General features: G+C 44.8%; 16 protein-coding genes. 4 read left to right on the top strand and 12 right to left on the bottom strand.

Annotated features, from left to right (window positions below; genetic code table 11):
• Nucleotides 1-4: 4 nt before the first annotated feature.
• Both AACT21_RS11615 and AACT21_RS11610 read left to right on the top strand, forming a co-directional pair.
• Nucleotides 5-1,693, top strand: a complete 1,689-nt coding sequence (locus tag AACT21_RS11615; RefSeq protein WP_094163535.1) for an AMP-binding protein — start codon at nt 5-7, stop codon at nt 1,691-1,693.
• Nucleotides 1,694-1,847: 154 nt separating this feature from the next.
• Nucleotides 1,848-2,060: a VF530 family protein gene (locus AACT21_RS11610; RefSeq protein WP_013856133.1), complete on the top strand. Its 213-nt coding sequence runs from the start codon at nt 1,848-1,850 to the stop codon at nt 2,058-2,060.
• A gap of 168 nt (nt 2,061-2,228) precedes the next feature.
• Here the strand turns inward: AACT21_RS11610 and fusA are convergent, their stop codons facing one another.
• Nucleotides 2,229-4,322 carry an elongation factor G gene (fusA, locus tag AACT21_RS11605; RefSeq protein WP_017043055.1) on the bottom strand — a complete coding sequence of 698 codons (2,094 nt, stop codon included), beginning with the start codon at nt 4,320-4,322 and terminating at the stop codon, nt 2,229-2,231.
• A gap of 162 nt (nt 4,323-4,484) precedes the next feature.
• Entirely contained in the window at nt 4,485-5,864 is a 1,380-nt protein-coding gene (gene radA, locus AACT21_RS11600; RefSeq protein WP_013856131.1) for a DNA repair protein RadA, read from the bottom strand.
• Nucleotides 5,865-6,055: 191 nt separating this feature from the next.
• On the opposite strand from radA, the gene AACT21_RS11595 reads away from it, so the two are divergent.
• Nucleotides 6,056-8,401 carry a PilZ domain-containing protein gene (locus tag AACT21_RS11595; RefSeq protein ID WP_019282345.1) on the top strand — a complete coding sequence of 782 codons (2,346 nt, stop codon included), beginning with the start codon at nt 6,056-6,058 and terminating at the stop codon, nt 8,399-8,401.
• Between the two features lie 86 nt (nt 8,402-8,487).
• Here AACT21_RS11595 and serB read toward each other — a convergent pair whose 3' ends face one another.
• On the bottom strand, nt 8,488-9,468 hold the full coding sequence (gene serB / locus AACT21_RS11590; protein ID WP_026027962.1) for a phosphoserine phosphatase: 981 nt from the start codon (nt 9,466-9,468) through the stop codon (nt 8,488-8,490).
• Nucleotides 9,469-9,655: 187 nt separating this feature from the next.
• On the opposite strand from serB, the gene AACT21_RS11585 reads away from it, so the two are divergent.
• A complete protein-coding gene (locus AACT21_RS11585; RefSeq protein WP_026027378.1) occupies nt 9,656-10,273 on the top strand; it encodes a YtjB family periplasmic protein in 618 nt (205 codons plus the stop codon).
• A 59-nt stretch (nt 10,274-10,332) separates the two neighbouring features.
• Here AACT21_RS11585 and deoD read toward each other — a convergent pair whose 3' ends face one another.
• From deoD to AACT21_RS11540, 9 genes are all read right to left on the bottom strand, one after another.
• Entirely contained in the window at nt 10,333-11,052 is a 720-nt protein-coding gene (gene deoD / locus AACT21_RS11580; RefSeq protein ID WP_013856127.1) for a purine-nucleoside phosphorylase, read from the bottom strand.
• A gap of 79 nt (nt 11,053-11,131) precedes the next feature.
• Nucleotides 11,132-12,355 (bottom strand): phosphopentomutase, encoded by a 1,224-nt coding sequence (locus AACT21_RS11575; protein WP_026027379.1) that lies wholly within the window; start codon nt 12,353-12,355, stop codon nt 11,132-11,134.
• A 21-nt stretch (nt 12,356-12,376) separates the two neighbouring features.
• Complete coding sequence (deoA, locus tag AACT21_RS11570) at nt 12,377-13,738, bottom strand: thymidine phosphorylase (protein WP_017043061.1); 1,362 nt, start codon at nt 13,736-13,738, stop codon at nt 12,377-12,379.
• A gap of 95 nt (nt 13,739-13,833) precedes the next feature.
• Nucleotides 13,834-14,610, bottom strand: a complete 777-nt coding sequence (gene deoC, locus AACT21_RS11565; RefSeq protein ID WP_013856124.1) for a deoxyribose-phosphate aldolase — start codon at nt 14,608-14,610, stop codon at nt 13,834-13,836.
• A 646-nt stretch (nt 14,611-15,256) separates the two neighbouring features.
• A complete protein-coding gene (locus tag AACT21_RS11560; RefSeq protein WP_013856123.1) occupies nt 15,257-16,516 on the bottom strand; it encodes a NupC/NupG family nucleoside CNT transporter in 1,260 nt (419 codons plus the stop codon).
• A 208-nt stretch (nt 16,517-16,724) separates the two neighbouring features.
• Nucleotides 16,725-17,513 (bottom strand): TatD family hydrolase, encoded by a 789-nt coding sequence (locus tag AACT21_RS11555; protein ID WP_094125663.1) that lies wholly within the window; start codon nt 17,511-17,513, stop codon nt 16,725-16,727.
• The gene (locus AACT21_RS11550) at nt 17,500-17,637 is read right to left on the bottom strand and encodes a DUF5363 family protein (RefSeq protein WP_013856121.1); all 138 of its coding nucleotides are present in this window, start codon (nt 17,635-17,637) and stop codon (nt 17,500-17,502) included. Before AACT21_RS11550 ends, AACT21_RS11555 begins: the two co-directional genes overlap by 14 nt.
• Nucleotides 17,638-17,653: 16 nt before the next feature.
• On the bottom strand, nt 17,654-18,427 hold the full coding sequence (gene yaaA / locus AACT21_RS11545; RefSeq protein ID WP_026027382.1) for a peroxide stress protein YaaA: 774 nt from the start codon (nt 18,425-18,427) through the stop codon (nt 17,654-17,656).
• A gap of 109 nt (nt 18,428-18,536) precedes the next feature.
• The gene (locus AACT21_RS11540) at nt 18,537-19,961 is read right to left on the bottom strand and encodes an alanine/glycine:cation symporter family protein (RefSeq protein ID WP_013856119.1); all 1,425 of its coding nucleotides are present in this window, start codon (nt 19,959-19,961) and stop codon (nt 18,537-18,539) included.
• Between the last annotated feature and the right edge of the window lie 195 nt (nt 19,962-20,156).

The raw sequence follows: 20,156 nt of genomic DNA, 5'->3' as shown, positions 1-20,156 counted from the left end.
GAGAATGATTCAGCCTAACGAGTTAAGCAAAGCAACTTGTGCTCTCCCACCACCGAATGAAATGATCTTGAAATGGGCAGCGGAACGCCCCAACCAAGTTTATTTAAGACAAATTATTAACCGAAAATTTGTTGAATACACCTATGCTGAAGTGGCCGACAAAGCACTCAGGCTCGCCTCGGCGCTACAAGCGCTAGGGGCAAAACCCCAAGATAAAATTGCACTCATTTCCAAAAACTGCGCTGAATGGTTTGTGTGTGATCTCGCAATGATGCTCGGCGACTTTGTCAGTGTTCCCATTTTTCCAACAGCTGGCGCCGATACCATCGAATACTGCCTCACCCATAGCGAAACAAAAATAGTCATTGTGGGTAAACTCGATAACGGCCAAGCAACCCAACAAGTATTGAGCCATTTACCAGATATCATCAGTATTGCGCTACCCTATGATTCTGCTCCCACTTGCGATCACCTGTTTACAAAATTGATTGAGCACTATCCGCCAAGCACAGAACGCCCTGTACATCATGACAATAAGTTGATGTCTTTAGTCTATACATCGGGTACGTCGGGCTTGCCTAAAGGGGCTATGCTGACCTACGGTGCATTTAGCTGGTCAGCTCAACAGCTTATAAACCACATTGGCATTCAAGAAAACGACCGTTTATTTTCCTACCTCCCTTTAGCTCATATTACTGAACGTGTTTATATTTTTGGCTCTTCCATCATGGGTGGGGTACAAACGGCTTTCCCTGAATCATTAGACACCTTTATTGAAGATGTCAAAATGCAGCGCCCGACGCTCTTTATCTCAGTACCAAGGTTATGGACTCTATTTCAGCAACGCATTCAAGATAAATTACCGCAGAAAAAGCTCAATTTTCTGCTAAAGATCCCTTTTGTAAGCACGCTGATTAAGAAGAAACTTGCTGATGGCTTAGGGCTTGATCAAGCACGTGTGCTTGGTTGTGGCTCGGCTCCCGTATCACCGGCGTTATTAGAGTGGTATCACCAAATTGGGCTAAACATTACCGAAGCTTGGGGCATGACAGAATCTTTTGCTTATAGCACCCTGAACTACCCGTTTAGAGCCGACAAATTGGGGTCGGTTGGACGAGCAGGCCCAGGAATCGAACTTAAAATCGCTAATAATGATCATGAGATTATGGTGCGTGGCCAAGGACTATTTTCTGGCTATTATAAAAATGACATTGCAACTCAAGAGTCATTTGATAAAGAAGGATGGCTACATACTGGCGATATCGGTTTTATTGATGCTGAAGGTTATCTCACCATTCAAGGGCGCAAAAAGGACACCTTTAAAACAGCCAAAGGCAAGTTTGTGGCTCCCGTACCTATCGAAAATAAACTGTTCGAATACACTCGAGTCGAGATGATGTGTCTGATTGGCTTAGGGCTTCCCGCCCCTATTTTGCTAGTTGTTCCACATAATTTCCCTCATTTTGATCGCGTTCGTTATGAGCGTACTACTCAAAAAGTCATTAAGCGGATGAATGAGGAATTGGAATCGCATGAGCAAATCAAAGGCGTGCTAATGATAAAGGAGCCATGGTCAATCGAAAATGGTGTCCTCACTCCTACCTTAAAAATCAAGCGGCATCTATTAGAACAGAAATATCATGAAATGGGGCACAATTGGCCAAAAGGACAACTGGTTGTTTGGGAAGAGTAATCCATTCTAATTGAGCAGGTTGGACTTAGCCTCTAACCTGCCAATACACCAAGTTTTCACACTAACAACCTCCTATATTGCCTAATATTTTGTCCTAATTTAACTCCTGTGCCTGCTATACTTAGCTTAAATAACGCTATTGAATAATTGAATCATGACACAAGATAATAACCCGCTGCATGGGGTCACTTTAGAAAAACTACTCACGGATCTCGTTGAATACTATGGCTGGGAAGAGCTCAGCTACATGGTCAATATTAACTGCTTTAAAAAGGATCCGAGTATTAAATCAAGCTTGAAGTTTTTACGTAAAACTGAATGGGCACGTATTAAAGTTGAAGAAATCTATATCAACCTTAAGGGCTAACTAAACGATATGAATTGAGTGGCATAAACTACCTTCGCCCGGCAGTTTCCACTTTTATCGGTTCTGCTTTTATCGGTTTTTATGCCCTTTTCTATTTCGTTGTTACATAAAAAAGCCCCACCAGCTTTCACTGGTGGGGCTTTTTACGTTCAGCTTAGCTTTTAAGAATTACTTCTTATCTGCTTCTTTACGTGCTTTAACGTCAGCAATAACTTGCTCTGCAACGTTTGCAGGACATGCAGCGTAGTGTGAGAACTCCATAGAGAACTGACCACGACCAGATGTCATTGTACGTAGGTGACCGATATAACCAAACATTTCAGATAGAGGAACGTTCGCTTTAATACGTACACCTGTTACGCCAGCTTCTTGATCTTTAATCATGCCACGACGACGGTTAAGGTCACCGATAACATCACCAACGTGATCTTCTGGAGTAAACACGTCAACGTGCATAATTGGCTCTAGAAGTTGAGCGCCAGCTTTAGGCATAGATTGACGGAATGCACCTTTCGCTGCGATTTCAAATGCGATTGCAGATGAGTCAACTGCGTGGAAGCCACCGTCGAACAGTTCAACTTCAACGTCTAGTACAGGGAACCCAGCAAGAACACCTTGGTCCATCATAGACTTAAAGCCTTTCTCTACCGCAGGCCAGAATTCTTTAGGTACGTTACCACCAACAACTACTGATTTGAACGTGAAACCTGAATTTGGCTCACCTGGTTTGATACGGTAGTCGATCTTACCGAACTGACCAGAACCACCAGACTGTTTCTTATGCGTATAGCTGTCTTCAATTGCTTTAGTGATAGTTTCACGGTAAGCAACTTGAGGAGCACCAACGATAAGATCAATGCCGTGTGTACGCTTAAGGATATCAACTTTGATATCTAGGTGAAGTTCACCCATACCTTTTAGGATGGTTTCGCCAGTTTCTTCATCAGACTCAACTTGGAATGATGGATCTTCTGAAACCATTTTACCTAGCGCAATACCTAGCTTCTCAGAACCGCCTTTGTCTTTAGGAGCAACAGCGATAGAGATTACAGGCGTTGGGAAAATCATTGGCTCAAGAGTACATTCGTGTTTAGGATCACATAGAGTGTGACCAGTTTTCACGTTTTTCATACCAACGATAGCGATGATATCACCCGCTTGAGCGGAATCAAGTTCGTTACGATCGTTCGCGTGCATCTCAACCATACGGCCAATACGCTCAGTCTTACCAGTAGCACTGTTAAGAATGGTGTCACCTTTCTTCAGTTTACCAGAATAAATACGGATAAACGTTAGGGCACCAAAACGGTCATCCATGATCTTGAATGCAAGTGCGCGGAATGGTTCGTCAACAGAAACTGTTGCAACTTTACCAGTAGGCTCACCTGTTTCAGGATCAGTCAGATCTTGAGGTACAACTTCAGCTGGAGCTGGAAGATAATCAACAACGGCATCTAGTAGAAGTTGCATGCCTTTGTTTTTGAATGCTGAACCACAGAATGTAGGGAAGAACGCTAATTCACGAGTACCCTTACGGATACAAGCTTTTAGTTGCTCAATAGTTGGCTCTTCGCCTTCCATATAAGCCATCATTAGCTCGTCGTCTTGCTCTACTGCAGTTTCGATTAGCATTTCACGGTATTCTTCAACTTGCTCTACCATGTCTGCTGGAATTTCTTTGATTTCGTAGTTTTCTGGCTGACCTGAATCATCCCAAACGTAAGCTTGACGGTTTAATACGTCAACAACGCCAACGAATTCGTCTTCACGACCAATTGGAAGAGTCATAACAAGTGGGTTTGCGCCAAGAACTTTCTTCACTTGTCCTACAACGCGGAAGAAGTCTGCACCCATACGGTCTAGTTTGTTTACGAAGATCAGACGAGCAACTTCTGAATCGTTCGCGTAACGCCAGTTAGTTTCTGACTGAGGTTCAACACCGCCAGAACCACAGAATACACCAACACCGCCATCAAGAACTTTCAGAGAACGGTAAACTTCAACTGTGAAGTCAACGTGCCCAGGAGTATCGATAACGTTAAAACGGTGATCTTTCCAGAAACAAGTCGTCGCTGCTGATTGAATTGTGATACCGCGTTCAGCTTCTTGATCCATGAAATCCATGGTAGAAGCGCCATCGTGTACTTCACCTGTACGGTGGATTTTACCAGTAAGCTTAAGAATACGCTCAGTGGTAGTGGTTTTACCGGCATCAACGTGCGCGAAAATACCAATGTTTCTGTATTTTGATAAATCTGCCATTGTCTTACTCTGTTAATAAGGTATAAAGTGCGCGCAGAGTATATCACAATCTGTCAAGACTGATACCCTTGCATACGCTTGCTTGAAAAAAAATATAGTACGGTTACGAACTGTCGGTGAAATATAGGTCATAACCGTAAAAGAGGCGAGTTTAATTAAGATTTATAACTCATCAAATGCTTCAATTGCTTCAGATAATTTCTTCACACCGTGCAATTGCATGCCAGGTATTCCACCTTTAGGCATATTCGCCATCGGAATAATTGCTTTCTTAAAACCATGTTTAAATGCTTCATTTAATCGCTCTTGACCACTAGGTACTGGGCGAATTTCTCCGGCCAAACCGACTTCGCCAAACACGACAACATCTTTAGCAAGTGGTTTATCTCTGAAGCTTGAAAGCAGTGCCATGAGAAGTGCTAAGTCGGCGCTTGTTTCCGTCACTTTAACGCCACCAACCACATTAACAAACACATCTTGATCGGACATTTGTAAGCCACCGTGCTTGTGAAGCACAGCCAATAATAAAGATAAGCGATTTTGCTCAAGCCCAACGGCGACTCGCCTTGGGTTTGCTAATTGTGAATAGTCAACCAGTGCTTGGATCTCCACTAGCAGTGGACGCGTTCCTTCCCATACGACCATCACCGAACTGCCCGAAGTATCTTCTTCGCCTCGCGAAAGGAAAATGGCAGAAGGATTACTCACTTCACGCAAGCCCTGTCCCGTCATGGCAAAAACGCCGAGTTCATTGACCGCACCAAATCGGTTCTTGTGACTGCGCAATGTACGAAAACGACTATCAGTCCCTCCGTCGAGCAATACCGAGCAGTCAATAATATGCTCTAGCACTTTTGGACCAGCCAAAGAACCGTCTTTAGTAACGTGTCCGACTAAAAATACGGCAACGTTGTTTTGCTTAGCATAGCGTGTGAGCGTTGTCGCAGACTCGCGCACTTGTGCCACCGTACCGGGAGAGGATTGGACGTCGGCCACATGCATCACTTGAATTGAGTCTATGACCATGATGCGGGGCTGCTCTTTTTCAGCGATTTGGCAAATGCGATCTACATTGGTTTCCGACAGCATTTTAAGCTTATCTTTAGGTAAACCAAGACGTGAGGCTCGCATCGCGACTTGCTGAAGCGATTCTTCACCCGTGACATACAAAGCAGGCATTGACGCCGCGAGCTGACACATGGTTTGCAGCAATAAAGTCGATTTCCCAGCGCCAGGGTTACCACCGATTAAAATCGCCGCGCCGGGTACGACACCACCACCCAATACACGGTCCAACTCTTTAAAGCCGCTAGAAAACCGTGGGACTTCCTGCAGATTAATATCCGACAGCACTTGGACTTGTGATTCCGTTACCGCCCCAGCGTAACCACCTAGTCGCTCATTACGTGCAACCTGCGGCGATGCTGCCAAGCGTACTTCGGTGATAGTATTCCATGCACCACAAGCACTACATTGACCTTGCCAACGCGGAAAATCTGCGCCGCAATCATTACATACATAGGCGCGTTTTGCTTTTGCCATGCTTCCTCAACAATTCCTGTTTCTTGTTGGTAACCTATACTTTTCAAGCTTAAAGATTAAACTGTTAAGTAATCATGAAGTGATATAGGTTGATTTACGTTTAAATAAAGGTTGAACCTTCGCAACAGATAACTAAAGATTATGATAACGATGCCGATTAATCTTTGAGACGGACACTCTAACAGAAAAGTATGCAGCAATCTGAAATTCTATCAATCGCAGAGCGTTTGATCCCAGCTTACCGTTTACCTGATTTTGAATACCTTCTTTCACAAATGACAGAAGATGAATCACCGTCGGCAAAATTACTGGTCAAAATGGAGCTCAATCGCATCATGGCTCCTTGTGTTAAAAGTATTGACTTGCGAGGTCGGGTACAAGGGGAATGCCGAGAATATGAATTAGATGGCCGCAAACATTGGTTCGACGATGTGGCCTTTAACGCGTATCACAAAGGGGTCAAAAAATTTGGTGCGTACACGGAAGGTGTATGGGAAGCATTAAACAATACGCCAAACAACTTCCGTGTGATGCAACAACGTGGTGCCCAAAACCCACAAAAAGACGGTGGTGGCAGTACGTTTTTTGAGGCTGAGCCAATTAAGCTTGGTTATGATCTCAAGCGTCAAGAAAATCGCTTAAAAGTCACCTCACAAGTTGAGATTCACCTACCTAGTAAACAGCTGGTCAATGGCCTCAGTGTTGATCTATCCGTTTCGGGTGCAAAATTTAAAGTTCCCGCCGCTTTTAACTACAAGCTCGGTGAGGTGATCAAAGTCTATTTTTCCGAACTCAACAAAACGTCAGAAGTGGTTGGACTGCACCACGCCATTGAATATCGTATTTTAGGTATTGATGAGTCTTACGATAACGATGCCGTGAAATTTCTGCGTACGCTAAAACTTTCCGACACTAACATCATCGAAAAAGTGATTACTGAATCGCTGCAAAATAACACTCAAAAAGCGCGCCACGATAACCAAGATAAACTCATCCGAGCTCGAACCCGTGGTTACGAGCACACCTATTTAAAACACACCTGTAACTTACCAGTGTTTTTTAGTGGCAGTGAATTGAAGTTGGTGCTACTGACTGAAAATAACCAACCGATCTGGCAATACTGGCACGACGAGCGTAATCAACAAGCACTCGGTTCGTTATTCAATAAAGAGCGGATGGAACAGTTAACCAAGCCGGGGATGCGGGGTAGCAATAATGTGCTTTATGCTTTCAAGCATGAACATCAGGAAAAAACGCTCTTTTTTTCAATGATGATGCCAGAGGCTAACCGTGAACAAAGAAAAATGTTTTGGCATGTTGGCGCTCGTCGACAAAGTTGGAAAGCGTTTCGCTTATTTGTCTTTGAACTCTCGGATGAAGAGCGTCAAGAACTTGCGGTTCATGCCCATGAATTGTCAGATCGCTCAAGCCACTTAACGCACTGTGGCGTTTTACAAGAAATTGGCGATGAGGATTCGGCAAAAGATTACCTATTGACTGACAAACCCAATTTACCCAATAGCGAACTCAATAAATTTCGTCATCCAAGGCAGATCATTGGTCAACCTACAGGCATTTATTTTGATGCTCGCTCGCGTAGAAAAGAGCCTCGTTACCAATTCAAGACACCGCTGACTATCACTTCAGGATCTGGGGTAAATGCAACTGGCCACACGATTGATTTATCCAAACGTGGTTTAAGTATTATTGTGGATACACCACTGCCCGTGAAAGCAGGCGATAACGTCACCATCAATTACCACGAATTACAGCTTTACGACAAAAAGCTGCCACTGCATAGCCTTCCCTATAATGTAATTCGTATTGGGCCCGAAGGTCGGCGTCTACAATTGGTGATAGAAGAAAATATACATACCATCAAAACAATCGCTTTTTTCAATAGCATTATTGAAAACAATCAAGATAAGTTGTTACAGAAAGAAGAAGTGCTACCAAGTCATAACTTGCTGGAAGGGTTGCACAACATTTTGCTTGATAAGATGATAAGTTCGCCAATTTTCGTTGATAAACACGGTGCAAATTTACGCCCTAAAGTGATTGGCGTGAATTATCCCTTGCCGCCTCATCTGGTGTTACTGGCTAAATTAGGCCAAGAAAATCGCATCACGTTAGAGCCAATATTCAAAGGTCACACCAATACTCTACTGGCTAAACCGATGCGGCGCATTGAAGGAGCGATACCGCAATATCACGACGTTTATATTGCGGCAATCAAATTTGGCACGCGTATTCAATCAATCCAATCGAAATTATTAAGTGATTTTGAAAACACTAAAGAGCGTATTGATTTCATTCAAAAAGCGCAGCACATGGGTGAAATTTACATCTTGAGGATTTGCAGTGCACCCGTCTTTGACCCAATCACTACGCTGCTGCGCAGTGATCTCAATGAGTTGGCACAAATTAGTCTTCATCACGCTCGTACGCTAGAAAAAGAGATCACCTCGATCATTGGTTATGGAGAGGTGATCGATATTACAGAAGAAGTATTGATTCGCTTAGAGCTGACCTTGTAAAAGCGACTGACTTTTGTAAAAGAGAGTATGGGTAAAAGAGAGAGTGGGCATCGCTCACTCTCTTATCTCTTGCTGTTGAGCTTTACTTAAGGCTTCACTTTCCAACTGAGTTTTTGCTGCTTCACCAATGAGGCAGAGAGAATACAGAGCACGCCACCAAGGCCTGCAAAACGGACCGCCGCTTGTGCTTTTTCTTCAACTTTAGGTTTAGCATGATAAGCAACGCCTAACCCCGCTGCAGCCATCATAACTAAATCATTCGCCCCATCGCCAACCGCGACAGTATTGTGCAATTCAATCTCATAACGTTGTGCTAACTCAACCAAAATATCGGCTTTGGTTTGTGCCGAAACGACATCACCTAGTACTTGACCAGTAAGCTTGCCATCAACAATTTCCAACGTATTGGATTGCGCATGATCAAGTTGCAGTTCGCTTTTTAAATAATCTGAAAAATAGGTAAAGCCACCGGATGCAATCGCCGTTTTCCACCCCAATGCATGCAGTGTTGCTACCAGTTCACGTAAATCGGGCATCATGGGTAATGTAGAGCGAACCGCTTCAAGAATCGACTCATCGGCACCAGCAAGTTTGCCAACCCGCTGACGCAAGCTTTGCTCAAAATCCAATTCACCTTGCATCGCTCGCTCAGTGACTTCGGCTACCTCCTCTCCGACACCCGCTAACTTAGCTATCTCATCAATGCATTCAATTTGAATCGCCGTGGAGTCCATATCCATCACAATCAAACCCGGTTTAGAAAGGTCTGGTACTTCACACAAACGGGCATAATCAATTTCGAGCCCTTGTAAAATTTTCTCGTGCTCTGTCGTCAGCTCACCTGACATCAGCGCCACTTCATAATGCCCCACTTTCCACATATCGAGGACAGCGTTGTAGTAACCGGTAAAAAAGTCAATATCATCAAAATGTTGAGTGGAGAGATAAGGTGCAAAAACAATCCAACTTGCTTTTGCTTTGTCAAATTGTGAAGAGAAACGAGTTTCAGGCAAGCGGTTGAGCAGCGTTGTGTGCCTTTTGATCGGCAATGTTTTGAGGGCATCCATGTTTATCATTCCTTAATCAATCCTTTTCCTTCAGCCTGCTTAAACGCACCACAAGCAAAATGGGATCAACTCGATTCAATGCTCGAGTATCAATAAATGGGTGTATGCCCCTGACGTTACCCTATTGCAATTTAAAAACGCAAGTCTCAATATGAGTAAAGTTTTTATTTATCCAATCAGGTGGGTTATGGACGGCTCTTTATTTTCATTTCGCGTCGCAATTCGTGTGCTTACCGTCATTTTATTAGCAGGCATGTTCTTCTTTACCGTAAAAAACAGCGTTGTGATCAGTAAAGGTAACGAACGAATTCAGGCCAACCAACTAGAAACATTAACTAAGGTTTTGATTTCACAGGCATCATTATCTGCGGGCAGCATGATATCAGAGCAAGATCAAGAGCGCCTGCTAGCCCTTACCAACCAGTTAGCTCAAGATAAACTGGTGTTTGATGCCACCATTTATGATTCCGAAGGGGTCAAATTAGCCGCCAGCGATAACGCGTTAAGCGTACGCGAAGTATTAGGATTGGATACACCACTGCGCACGGCCAGCATTGGCCGTCAGCAACTGGTTGAGCCTGTCTATCATGAAAGCAGTATTATTGGTTTTATCCGCATTACTTTTGAAACTGGCCGCGTCACCGCGATTTCAGATCACCACTATCGTAAAAGTGATCGCTACATGTATCTCATGCTGCTAACCAGCTTTGTCAGCGGTGTATTGCTCACGCTGCTACTGCTGCGCCGAAAGCCAAAGAGTGGTGGAGAGAACCTGCTGCTACAGAATGTGGATGATATGACCTAGCAGGCTTTGTAAATAAAAAAACCTCAGTTGCGACACTGAGGTTTTTTTATAAAAGAAGATTATTGAGCGTCGCCAATCAATACTGAATCTAACGCAATTTCAATCATTTCATTGAAAGTGTTTTGACGCTCTTCTGACGTCGTTTGCTCGCCAGTTTTGATGTGATCAGACACAGTGCAAATCGTCAGTGCTTTTGCGCCATATTCCGCCGCTACGCCGTAGATTCCCGCCGCTTCCATTTCTACACCAACAATGCCGTATTTATCCATCACATCGAACATCTCTGGATCTGGCGTGTAGAAAAGCTCTGCGGAGAACAAGTTACCCACTTTCACGTTAATACCACGCGCCGTAGCCGCTTCTTCTGCGGCTTTAACCATTTTGTAATCGGCAATCGCAGCAAAGTCATGGTCTTTAAAACGGATGCGGTTAACTTTGGAATCGGTACAAGCCCCCATACCAATAACAACATCACGCACTTTGATATCGTCGCTGACCGCACCACAGCTCCCGACACGGATCACTTTTTTCACGCCAAAATCTTTGATAAGTTCCGTCACGTAAATTGAGCATGAAGGGATCCCCATGCCATGGCCCATTACCGAAATTTTACGACCTTTGTACGTGCCTGTATAACCAAACATGTTACGGACATCACACACTTGAACCACATCATCAAGGAAAGTTTCTGCGATGTATTTTGCGCGAAGTGGGTCACCCGGCATTAAAACGACGTCTGCAAATGCACCCATTTCAGCATTAATATGTGGAGTTGCCATTAAAAGTATCCTTTATCTAAATTGACCAAAGAATAGAGAGTGATCTCTCTATTCATCCTCAAAAAATGAATCGCTACGCTTACTGTAAGAAATTGGTGCCGTAATCCATCGCAGACGTACCGAAATAGTGCGCCAGTGACTGGCCAATATCAGCAAACGTCTCACGGCGGCCCAATGAACCGGGGGCCACTTTATGCCCATAAATCAAGACTGGAATATGCTCACGCGTATGATCCGTACCCGGCCAAGTTGGATCGCAACCATGGTCCGCTGTAAGAATAAGTACATCGTCCTCTTCCATTAACTCAAGCACTTGTGGCAGACGCTTGTCAAAGTACTCCAGTGCCGCAGCGTAGCCCGCTACATCACGGCGATGACCATAAGCGGAATCAAAATCAACGAAGTTAGTGAAGACGATGGTGTTATCTTTCGCTTGTTTGATTTGTTCTAGTGTTGCATCAAATAAAGCCGGGATGCCTGTCGCTTTGACTTTATGAGTGATGCCGCAGTAGGCGTAAATATCGGCAATTTTACCAATAGAAACCACGTTACCTTGCTTCTCATCAACCAACTTTTGCAGCACGGTCGCCGCTGGCGGCTCAACGGATAAATCACGACGGTTGCCAGTACGAGCAAATTCTCCCGCTTTCGGGCCAATGAACGGGCGCGCAATCACGCGGCCAATGTTGTAATCCGCCAATTCTTCACGTGCGATCTGGCAAAGTTCTAACAAACGATCAAGACCAAACGTCTCTTCGTGACAAGCTATTTGGAACACTGAGTCAGCTGAGGTATAGAAAATCGGTTTACCCGTTTTCATGTGCTCTTCACCCAAATCATCTAAAACCTGAGTGCCTGATGCATGGCAGTTACCAAGAAAACCATCCAAACCTGCGCGTTCAATAATGCGATCTGTCAGCTCTTTCGGGAAACTATTTTGCTTATCGCTGAAATAACCCCATTCAAACAGCACAGGAACACCAGCAATTTCCCAGTGACCCGAAGGAGTATCTTTACCTGATGAAAGCTCAGCGGCGTGGCCGTACGCACCGATAATATCAGCGTTGGCATCAAGCCCCGGAGCAAAACGCCCCGTTGACTCTTTATGCGCCATGGCAAGCCCCAGTTTCGATAAGTTTGGCAGCGTCAATGGGCCCTGGCGATCCGCGTTATTCGCTTCGCCTTTAGCACATTGGTCTGCGATGTGGCCCAAAGTGTCAGCGCCAACATCACCAAATTGTGGTGCATCAGCGGTTTCGCCGATACCAAATGAATCTAATACTAAAATAAATGCTCTTTTCATTGCTCTCTCCAACCGATATTTTTATACGTCTTCTGCGCGAATTTGGCCGTAGACATCGGGTGTTGGTGTGTATTCTCCGCCAATTTGAATGGCGCTTTGTAATGCTTTGGCCGCTTGTTGCCATTGCGCTTCATTACGCGCATGGATCACCGCCAACGGCTTGCTGCTATCGGCAACGTCACCTAGGCGAATAAATTGGTCAAACCCAACCGCGTAATCAATAGTGTCAGTTGCGACGCGGCGTCCACCGCCCATCTCCACCACGGCCATGCCAATCGCGCGAGTATCCATTGCCGATACGACGCCACTTTCTAGAGCGTAAACGGGCTTAACCAGCTCGGTTTTTTCAAGATAGTGATCGTAATTTTCAACAAAATCAGCGGGGCCGCCTAAGCCTTTGACCATTTTGCCAAAGCATTCAGCCGCTTTTCCGTTATTAAGAACGGACATCAGTTTCGCACGAGCATCATTGCTGTCTTTTGCTAAATTGCCTAACAACAACATCTCAACGCAAGAGGCCAAGGTAATTTCCAGTAAACGAGGGTTGCGATATTCACCAGTTAAAAAGCGTACCGCTTCACGCACTTCAAGGGCATTACCTGCCGAAGAGGCCAGCACTTGGTTCATATCCGTCAAAATAGCCGTGGTTTTCGTACCTGCGCCGTTAGCCACTGCGACGATAGATTTAGCCAACTCTTCAGAAGCTTCGTAAGTCGGCATAAATGCGCCAGAACCGACTTTGACATCCATTACCAAGGAATCTAACCCAGCGGCTAATTTTTTAGAAAGAATCGAGGCGGTGATGAGTGAAATATTGTCGACCGTTGCGGTAATGTCACGTGTGGCGTATACGCGTTTATCCGCTGGCGCGAGATCACCTGTTTGGCCGATGATAGCAACGCCCGCTTCTTTGGTTACTTGACCAAATACGTCATTACTTGGCGTGATGTTATAACCGGGAATCGACTCCAATTTATCCAGCGTGCCGCCCGTATGACCAAGGCCGCGCCCTGAAATCATAGGAACAAAACCACCGCAGGCTGCGACCATGGGGCCAAGCATCAGCGAAGTGACATCGCCTACGCCGCCAGTTGAGTGTTTATCAACGATAGGGCCACCGAAGTTCATCGCATCCCAGTTGATCACCATTCCAGAATCACGCATAGCGCACGTCAGTGCAATGCGCTCTGGCATAGTCATTTCATTGAAGAAAATCGTCATGGCAAAGGCCGCAATTTGGCCTTCAGAGACGGTATTATTCGCCACACCTTGAATAAAAAAGTTAATTTCTTCGGTGGTGAGGATCTCGCCGTCACGCTTTTTGCGAATGATTTCTTGAGGTAAAAAAGTTTGAGTTGAGTACATTAGTTGCCTCCCAAGCATGATGCTTTGGTCAGTAAGGTAAAGAGGTAATCGGGAGCTGATGGCTCAGCTCCACGAGTCAGACTTATTATTATCAGTCCTACTTCAGCGCATAATTAATACGCAGCTGGATCGGCTTTTTGGTCTGTTACTTCTAATGTATTCAAAAGATTGGTTAGCAGGCTTGAGGCCCCAAAACGGTAGTGCATGCTGTCGGCCCAATCTGCGCCAAGTAGCTCATCAGCCATCGCGAGATACAATGCAGCATCTTGCGCTGTGCGTACACCGCCCGCAGGTTTAAAGCCTACAGTTTTGGCAACGCCCATATCGCGAATCACTTCTAGCATCATACGTGCGTATTCTGGTGTTGCATTCACAGGGACTTTGCCCGTTGAGGTTTTGATGAAATCAGCGCCCGCTTCAATACAGATTTGAGACGCTTTTTTGATTAATGCTTCTTCTTTTAGCTCACCAGTTTCGATGATCACTTTAAGCAGAATGTCACCACACGCGGCTTTGCATTGCTTAACAAGATCAAAACCGACTTGCTCATTACCGGCGATTAATGCGCGGTAAGGGAACACAACGTCGACTTCATCAGCACCGTACGCAACAGCGGCTTTAGTTTCCGCAACGGCAATCTCAATATCATCATTACCGTGTGGGAAGTTGGTAACGGTTGCGATACGAATCTCTGGCGTGCCTTGCTCACGAAGTGTCTTCTTCGCAATAGGAATAAAGCGAGGGTAAATACAAATTGCAGCGGTATTACCTACAGCCGTTTTGGCATCATGACAAAGGGCAATCACTTTCGCATCCGTGTCATCATCGTTTAGCGTAGTCAAATCCATCAATTTCAGTGCACGTAGTGCGGCTGCTTTTAAATCGCTCATTTCTATCTCCGATCAATATATTCAAATAGTTCACTAGTAAACCACGCTCAGTGTTGAGAGCGAGATGGCTTGCTAGCCACAAATGAACGGACTTGGTTCCTTGAAGACTCGAAATGCACTTGCATTTCAATTGCTATCCCTGTCACCGCACAGTACCAATTTGGCCTATGGCACAACCATGATATGCCGCTTATTTGCACTCATCGCCGTGTCTAACGTATATCCGTGTGTAACTTATACCCGTATCTAATTTATATCAAAGCAACACGACATGATAAAACGGGCTGCCTTTGCGTCAAATCATACTCCATGTATTGATTGGCGCTAGCTGATATCTTCACTCTTCTATTGAAAATGAATCTCACTGATACAGTATAGATTTTCACTACAAAACTGTAGCGTCATTCATAGAGCAAACGGTTTGTATCTCAAAAAAGATCAGCGTCAACGATAATCTCGTTTACCGATAAACTCTGATCTATCCATTAAAAGCTAACTTATAAAAGAGAGCTTGAGGTGATAAACACTGACCACCCGACTAAAGAGTGAATCAAAGTATTCCTTTCGCCAAAACAAAAAAGCCCCGCAGCAATCTCTTGCTACGGGGCGATGTTAAACGGCGTCTATATCTCTTTCTCTTATTTAATTAGAAAGAAAGGAAGAAGCCAGCAATGGTTGCTGCCATTAAGTTAGACAGTGTACCAGCACAAACGGCTTTTACACCCATCTTCGCGATATCGTGACGACGGTTAGGAGCAAGACCACCTAAACCACCGAGTAGAATCGCAACAGAAGAAAGGTTGGCGAAGCCACACAGTGCAAATGAGATGATAGCTTGAGTTTTCTCAGACATCACCGCACCAGTAGCAGCAACGATCTGTGCGTTCTCACCCACGTAAGGTACGAAGTTTAGATAAGCAACAAATTCGTTTACAACCAGTTTTTGACCGATGAAAGAGCCCGCTAGCGTTGCTTCTTCCCATGGCACACCAATTAGGAATGCTAATGGAGAGAAAAGCCAACCAAGCAGTAGTTCTAGAGTCAGCTCAGGCATACCGAACCAACCACCCACACCACCAAGCATACCGTTAACTAAGGCGATTAGACCAACGAAGGCAAGTAGCATTGCACCTACGTTTAACGCAAGTTGCAGACCAACAGAAGCACCACCTGCAGCAGCATCGATTACGTTGGCAGGTTTATCATTGCCATCCATATCGCTACCCAGTTCTTCATCTGGAGTATCGGTTTCTGGTTTGATGATTTTTGCAAACAGTAGACCACCCGGTGCTGCCATGAAAGAGGCCGCAACAAGGTACTCTAGCGGCACACCCATCGATGCGTAACCAGCAAGTACACCACCCGCAACTGAAGCCAAACCACCACACATTACTGCAAACAGCTCAGATTGAGTCATTTTAGGTACAAACGGACGAACCACGAGTGGCGCTTCTGTTTGACCTACGAAAATGTTGGCTGCAGCAGACATCGATTCCGCACGAGAGGTACCGAGTGCTTTTTGTAAACCACCACCTAGAATCTTAATTACCCATTGCATAACGCCAATGTAGTAAAGCACAGAGATAAGTGCCGAGAAGAAGATTAGAGTAGGTAGAACTTGGAAAGCAAAGATGAAGCCAATACCGTCAACTGAAAAGTTAACTAGGCTGCCGAATAGAAAACCAGTACCGTCTTTACCGAAGTCGATGACGTTTTGAACACCCGCAGAGAAACCTGCAAGGAGATCACGACCCCATGGTACGTAAAGAACGAAACCACCGATAATAAATTGGATAGCAAAAGCGCCACCCACTGTTCTTAGATTGATAGCTTTGCGGTTATCAGACAGTAGAACTGCAAGTCCTAGCAGAACTGCCATACCGACTAGGCTCATAAACAGGCTCATAGTTTATGATTTCCTTATTAGGTTATTGTTGGCGTGTTATAAAATGGAGCTCATGAAGCGGGGTGATTATACTCATCACCACTAAGATAAAGTAATGCCAGCCTCACACTTTCTTATAAGATTCACTGCCCATTCACTCATTTATGTGAGCACGTTCAATATTTACTGATACTAGAATCATTAAACCTACATTTCATTTCGAATTTATTCACACCGGAAAGAACAGAGAATGGCTGTTTTTCCACAAAACATCAGCAACCGTTTGCTCTGATTGGTTCTTCAGCAACGCAAGCGTTTGCAGGATAATCGGCAGTTTTTGTGGGTGATTCGCTTGCCCTTGAAAACCATTGAGTGGCATATCAGGAGCATCTGTTTCTAGCACTAAACTTTCGATGGGGAGTGCCGCAATAGTAAGACGGGTTTTGTTGGCTCTTGGATAGGTAATAACACCACCCACGCCAATCTTAAAACCCAGTTCAATAAACTGGTTTGCCTGTTGAACGCTGCCAGAAAAAGCATGCAGCACTCCACCTTGGCTAAATTGATGTTTTTTTAACAGTTGTATAAGGCGGTTGTGCGCTTTGCGGCTGTGTAATATCAATGGAAGTCTGGCTCGTTTCGCAAGCTCTAGTTGCATTTCAAACATTGTTTCTTGCAAAGCGGGAGCAATATCCGTCGTAAAATCTAAGCCACACTCCCCCAGAGCCACGCATTGAGCTGGTTTTTGAAGTAACTTTTGCTCAAGCTCGTCGATATCCGCAGGGGAAGAGGTTGATAAAAAACAGGGATGGAACCCGAGAGCAAAATAGAGTTCAGGATAACCGTTAGCAAGCTCGGCCACTCGTTGCCAGTTACTTGGACCAACGGCGGGAATCACTATTTTCTCAACCCCCTGCTGGCGAGCTAAATGTAAATGGTGTTCAAACTCACGCTCAAAGATAGGAAAATCGAGATGGCAATGCGTATCAAATAAACGCAGCTTCTTATTCTCGCTCACGTTCTTTACTCTGAACAGGATCTTGACGATAAGGAACACAGCTACGTTTTTTATCTGGTGTTAAACCCATGTTCTCACACCAGCGATCATAACGCGCAACCTGCTTTTTCAACCATTGCCACATAACCGCCTCTCTTACATCACTGCTCTTCGCGTTTAAAGACCAACTCAGTTGCTGATGACTCCTGTTCTACAAAATAGTAGCCAGCACTGTCAAACTGAGCCAATTGCTCTACAGAAGAGATTTGTTTATCGATAATGTAGCGCGCCATCATGCCACGAGCCTTCTTAGCATAGAAGCTAATGACTTTGTATTGCCCTTTCTTACAATCCTTAAATACCGGAGTAATGATGCTCCCCTTAAGCTTTTTCGGATTAACCGCTTTAAAATACTCGTTGGAAGCGAGATTAATCAACACATCATCGCCTTGCTCTTTCAGAGCTTGATTGAGTTTATCGGTAATGATATCCCCCCAAAACTGGTACAGGTTAGTCCCCCTCGGGTTACCCAATCTCGTGCCCATCTCCAAACGGTACGGTTGCATCAGATCCAGTGGTTTCAATACACCATACAAGCCAGAGAGCATTCTTAAATGCTGTTGTGCATGTTCAAATCCGGCATCCGATAATGTTTCTGCTTCAAATCCTGTATAAACATCCCCTTTAAACGCCAAAATGGCGGGACGTGCATTATCCAACGTGAAGGTTGGGCTCCACTGCGCAAAGCGAGCCACGTTGAGCCCAGCGATTTTATCGCTCACTTTCATCAACGCTGAGATGTCGGCAGGAGTCAATTGACGGCAAACATCGATCAACTGAGCTGAATGGTCAATAAGCTCCGGCTGAGTATATTTGCTTGTCACCAACGGGGATTCGTAATCTAACGTCTTGGCTGGGGAAACAACGATGAGCATAATTTTCCTTCCTTTCTATTCTTATTTTATGGCTCACAGAGTACAAAAAAAGCCATGCGGTGTCTGCATGGCTTTTTCAATCTATTTAATCGTCAGTAACGATAACCGGCTATTTGTTGTTGTACCAAATGCCATCTTCCAACTGAGATTTTAACTCAGGGTAATCATTAGCATCGAAGGTGGGAACCTTACCTGCGGCTAGCTGACGGTTATAATCTTTCGCGAGCTTAATCACAATGCCAGAGAGCAGAATGATCGCCACCAAGTTAACAATCGCCATTAACCCCATCGAGACATCCGCCATTGCCCATACGGTAGGCAAGGTCGCCAATGAGCCAAACATCACCATGGCAAGGAAAACAATACGGAACAACGTTAACCCTTTCTTATTGTTGTGCTCTAAGAAAATCAGGTTCGTTTCGGCATAAGAGTAGTTGGCAATAATTGAAGTAAAGGCGAAGAAGAAAATCGCAAAAGCAACAAAAATCCCACCCCAACTGCCCACTTGTGAGCTTAATGCGCGCTGAGTCAGCTCGATACCGGTAATTTCACCGTGCGGTACATATTCACCCGACATCAAAATAATGGCGACGGTTGCTGAACAGATCACAATCGTATCAATAAAAACACCCAACATTTGCACGTAACCTTGAGAAGCAGGATGCGGCGGATAAGGCGTTGCAGAAGCCGCTGCATTAGGTGCTGAACCCATACCCGCTTCATTGGAAAACAGACCGCGTTTGATACCGTTAATCATGGCTTGAGCAATCGCGTAACCTAAACCGCCTGCGGCCGCTTCTTGAAGGCCAAATGCACTTTTGAAAATAAGGCTTAATACGGCTGGTAGCTTTTCTATATTAGTGACCATGACAAACATCGCAATCGCTAAATAAGCTAATGCCATGAAAGGTACAATCAACTCAGCGGTACGCGCAATTTTACGGATACCACCAAAAATGACGAAAGCCGAAATTGCAACGATGAAGATACCGACATACAGCGGATCAAATCCAAAAGCATTTTTCATAGCCCCTGCAATTGAATTAGCTTGAACGGCATTGAATACTAGGCCAAAAGCAATAATCAGGAAGATGGAAAACAGGACACCCATCCAACGCATACCAAGGCCTTTTTCCATATAGTACGCAGGGCCACCGCGGTAGTTACCATCTTTGTCACGGGTTTTGTATAGCTGAGCCAACGTGCTTTCAGCAAATGAAGTCGCCATACCAAGCATAGCAATCAACCACATCCAGAAAATCGCGCCTGGACCACCCGCCGTTAAAGCAACGGCCACACCAGCCATGTTTCCCGTACCAACACGCGCAGCAAGGCTAGTACAAAGTGCTTGGAAAGAAGAAATACCGGCTTTATCTGCTTTGCGGCTGTTTTTCAACACACTAAACATGTGGCCGAAATGGCGAAATTGAATGAATCCTAGGCGAACGGTGAAGTACACACCAACACCGACTAAAAGATAAACAAGGATGGATCCCCAAAGTAAATCATTCATTAAATTGATTAAGTCTGTCACAAGAACCTCTCATAGAGTGATAGCGCTGACCTAAGCGAAAAGCTTCACGAAAAAATGCACATGCTGCGAGTCAACGTTCTAACCAGCATGTTTTTATCGATATTATGCAATGCATTTTATTCGTCCAAAAAGTGAGGAGTCTCAACTTTTGAAGGGGCAACGTATTTTTGACGGGCGGATAATGCAACCTGAAAG

The organism is Vibrio sp. V08_P9A1T1 (assembly GCF_963874405.1).
Lineage (GTDB): Bacteria > Pseudomonadota > Gammaproteobacteria > Enterobacterales > Vibrionaceae > Vibrio > Vibrio anguillarum.
The sequence above is the reverse complement of the archived record's forward strand: the minus strand, read 5'-3'. Positions and strand labels throughout refer to the sequence as shown.

Coding starts and splice junctions, on each gene's coding strand:
- deoC (WP_013856124.1), bottom strand. CDS start 14,610: ATGAGCGATTTAAAAGCAGCCGCACTACGTGCACTGAAATTGATGGAT.
- radA (WP_013856131.1), bottom strand. CDS start 5,864: ATGGCAAAAGCAAAACGCGCCTATGTATGTAATGATTGCGGCGCAGAT.
- AACT21_RS11610 (WP_013856133.1), top strand. CDS start 1,848: ATGACACAAGATAATAACCCGCTGCATGGGGTCACTTTAGAAAAACTA.
- serB (WP_026027962.1), bottom strand. CDS start 9,468: ATGGATGCCCTCAAAACATTGCCGATCAAAAGGCACACAACGCTGCTC.
- AACT21_RS11575 (WP_026027379.1), bottom strand. CDS start 12,355: ATGAAAAGAGCATTTATTTTAGTATTAGATTCATTTGGTATCGGCGAA.
- yaaA (WP_026027382.1), bottom strand. CDS start 18,427: ATGCTCATCGTTGTTTCCCCAGCCAAGACGTTAGATTACGAATCCCCG.
- AACT21_RS11585 (WP_026027378.1), top strand. CDS start 9,656: ATGGACGGCTCTTTATTTTCATTTCGCGTCGCAATTCGTGTGCTTACC.
- AACT21_RS11550 (WP_013856121.1), bottom strand. CDS start 17,637: ATGTGGCAATGGTTGAAAAAGCAGGTTGCGCGTTATGATCGCTGGTGT.
- AACT21_RS11615 (WP_094163535.1), top strand. CDS start 5: ATGATTCAGCCTAACGAGTTAAGCAAAGCAACTTGTGCTCTCCCACCA.
- deoA (WP_017043061.1), bottom strand. CDS start 13,738: ATGCTTGGGAGGCAACTAATGTACTCAACTCAAACTTTTTTACCTCAA.
- fusA (WP_017043055.1), bottom strand. CDS start 4,322: ATGGCAGATTTATCAAAATACAGAAACATTGGTATTTTCGCGCACGTT.
- deoD (WP_013856127.1), bottom strand. CDS start 11,052: ATGGCAACTCCACATATTAATGCTGAAATGGGTGCATTTGCAGACGTC.
- AACT21_RS11560 (WP_013856123.1), bottom strand. CDS start 16,516: ATGAGCCTGTTTATGAGCCTAGTCGGTATGGCAGTTCTGCTAGGACTT.
- AACT21_RS11595 (WP_019282345.1), top strand. CDS start 6,056: ATGCAGCAATCTGAAATTCTATCAATCGCAGAGCGTTTGATCCCAGCT.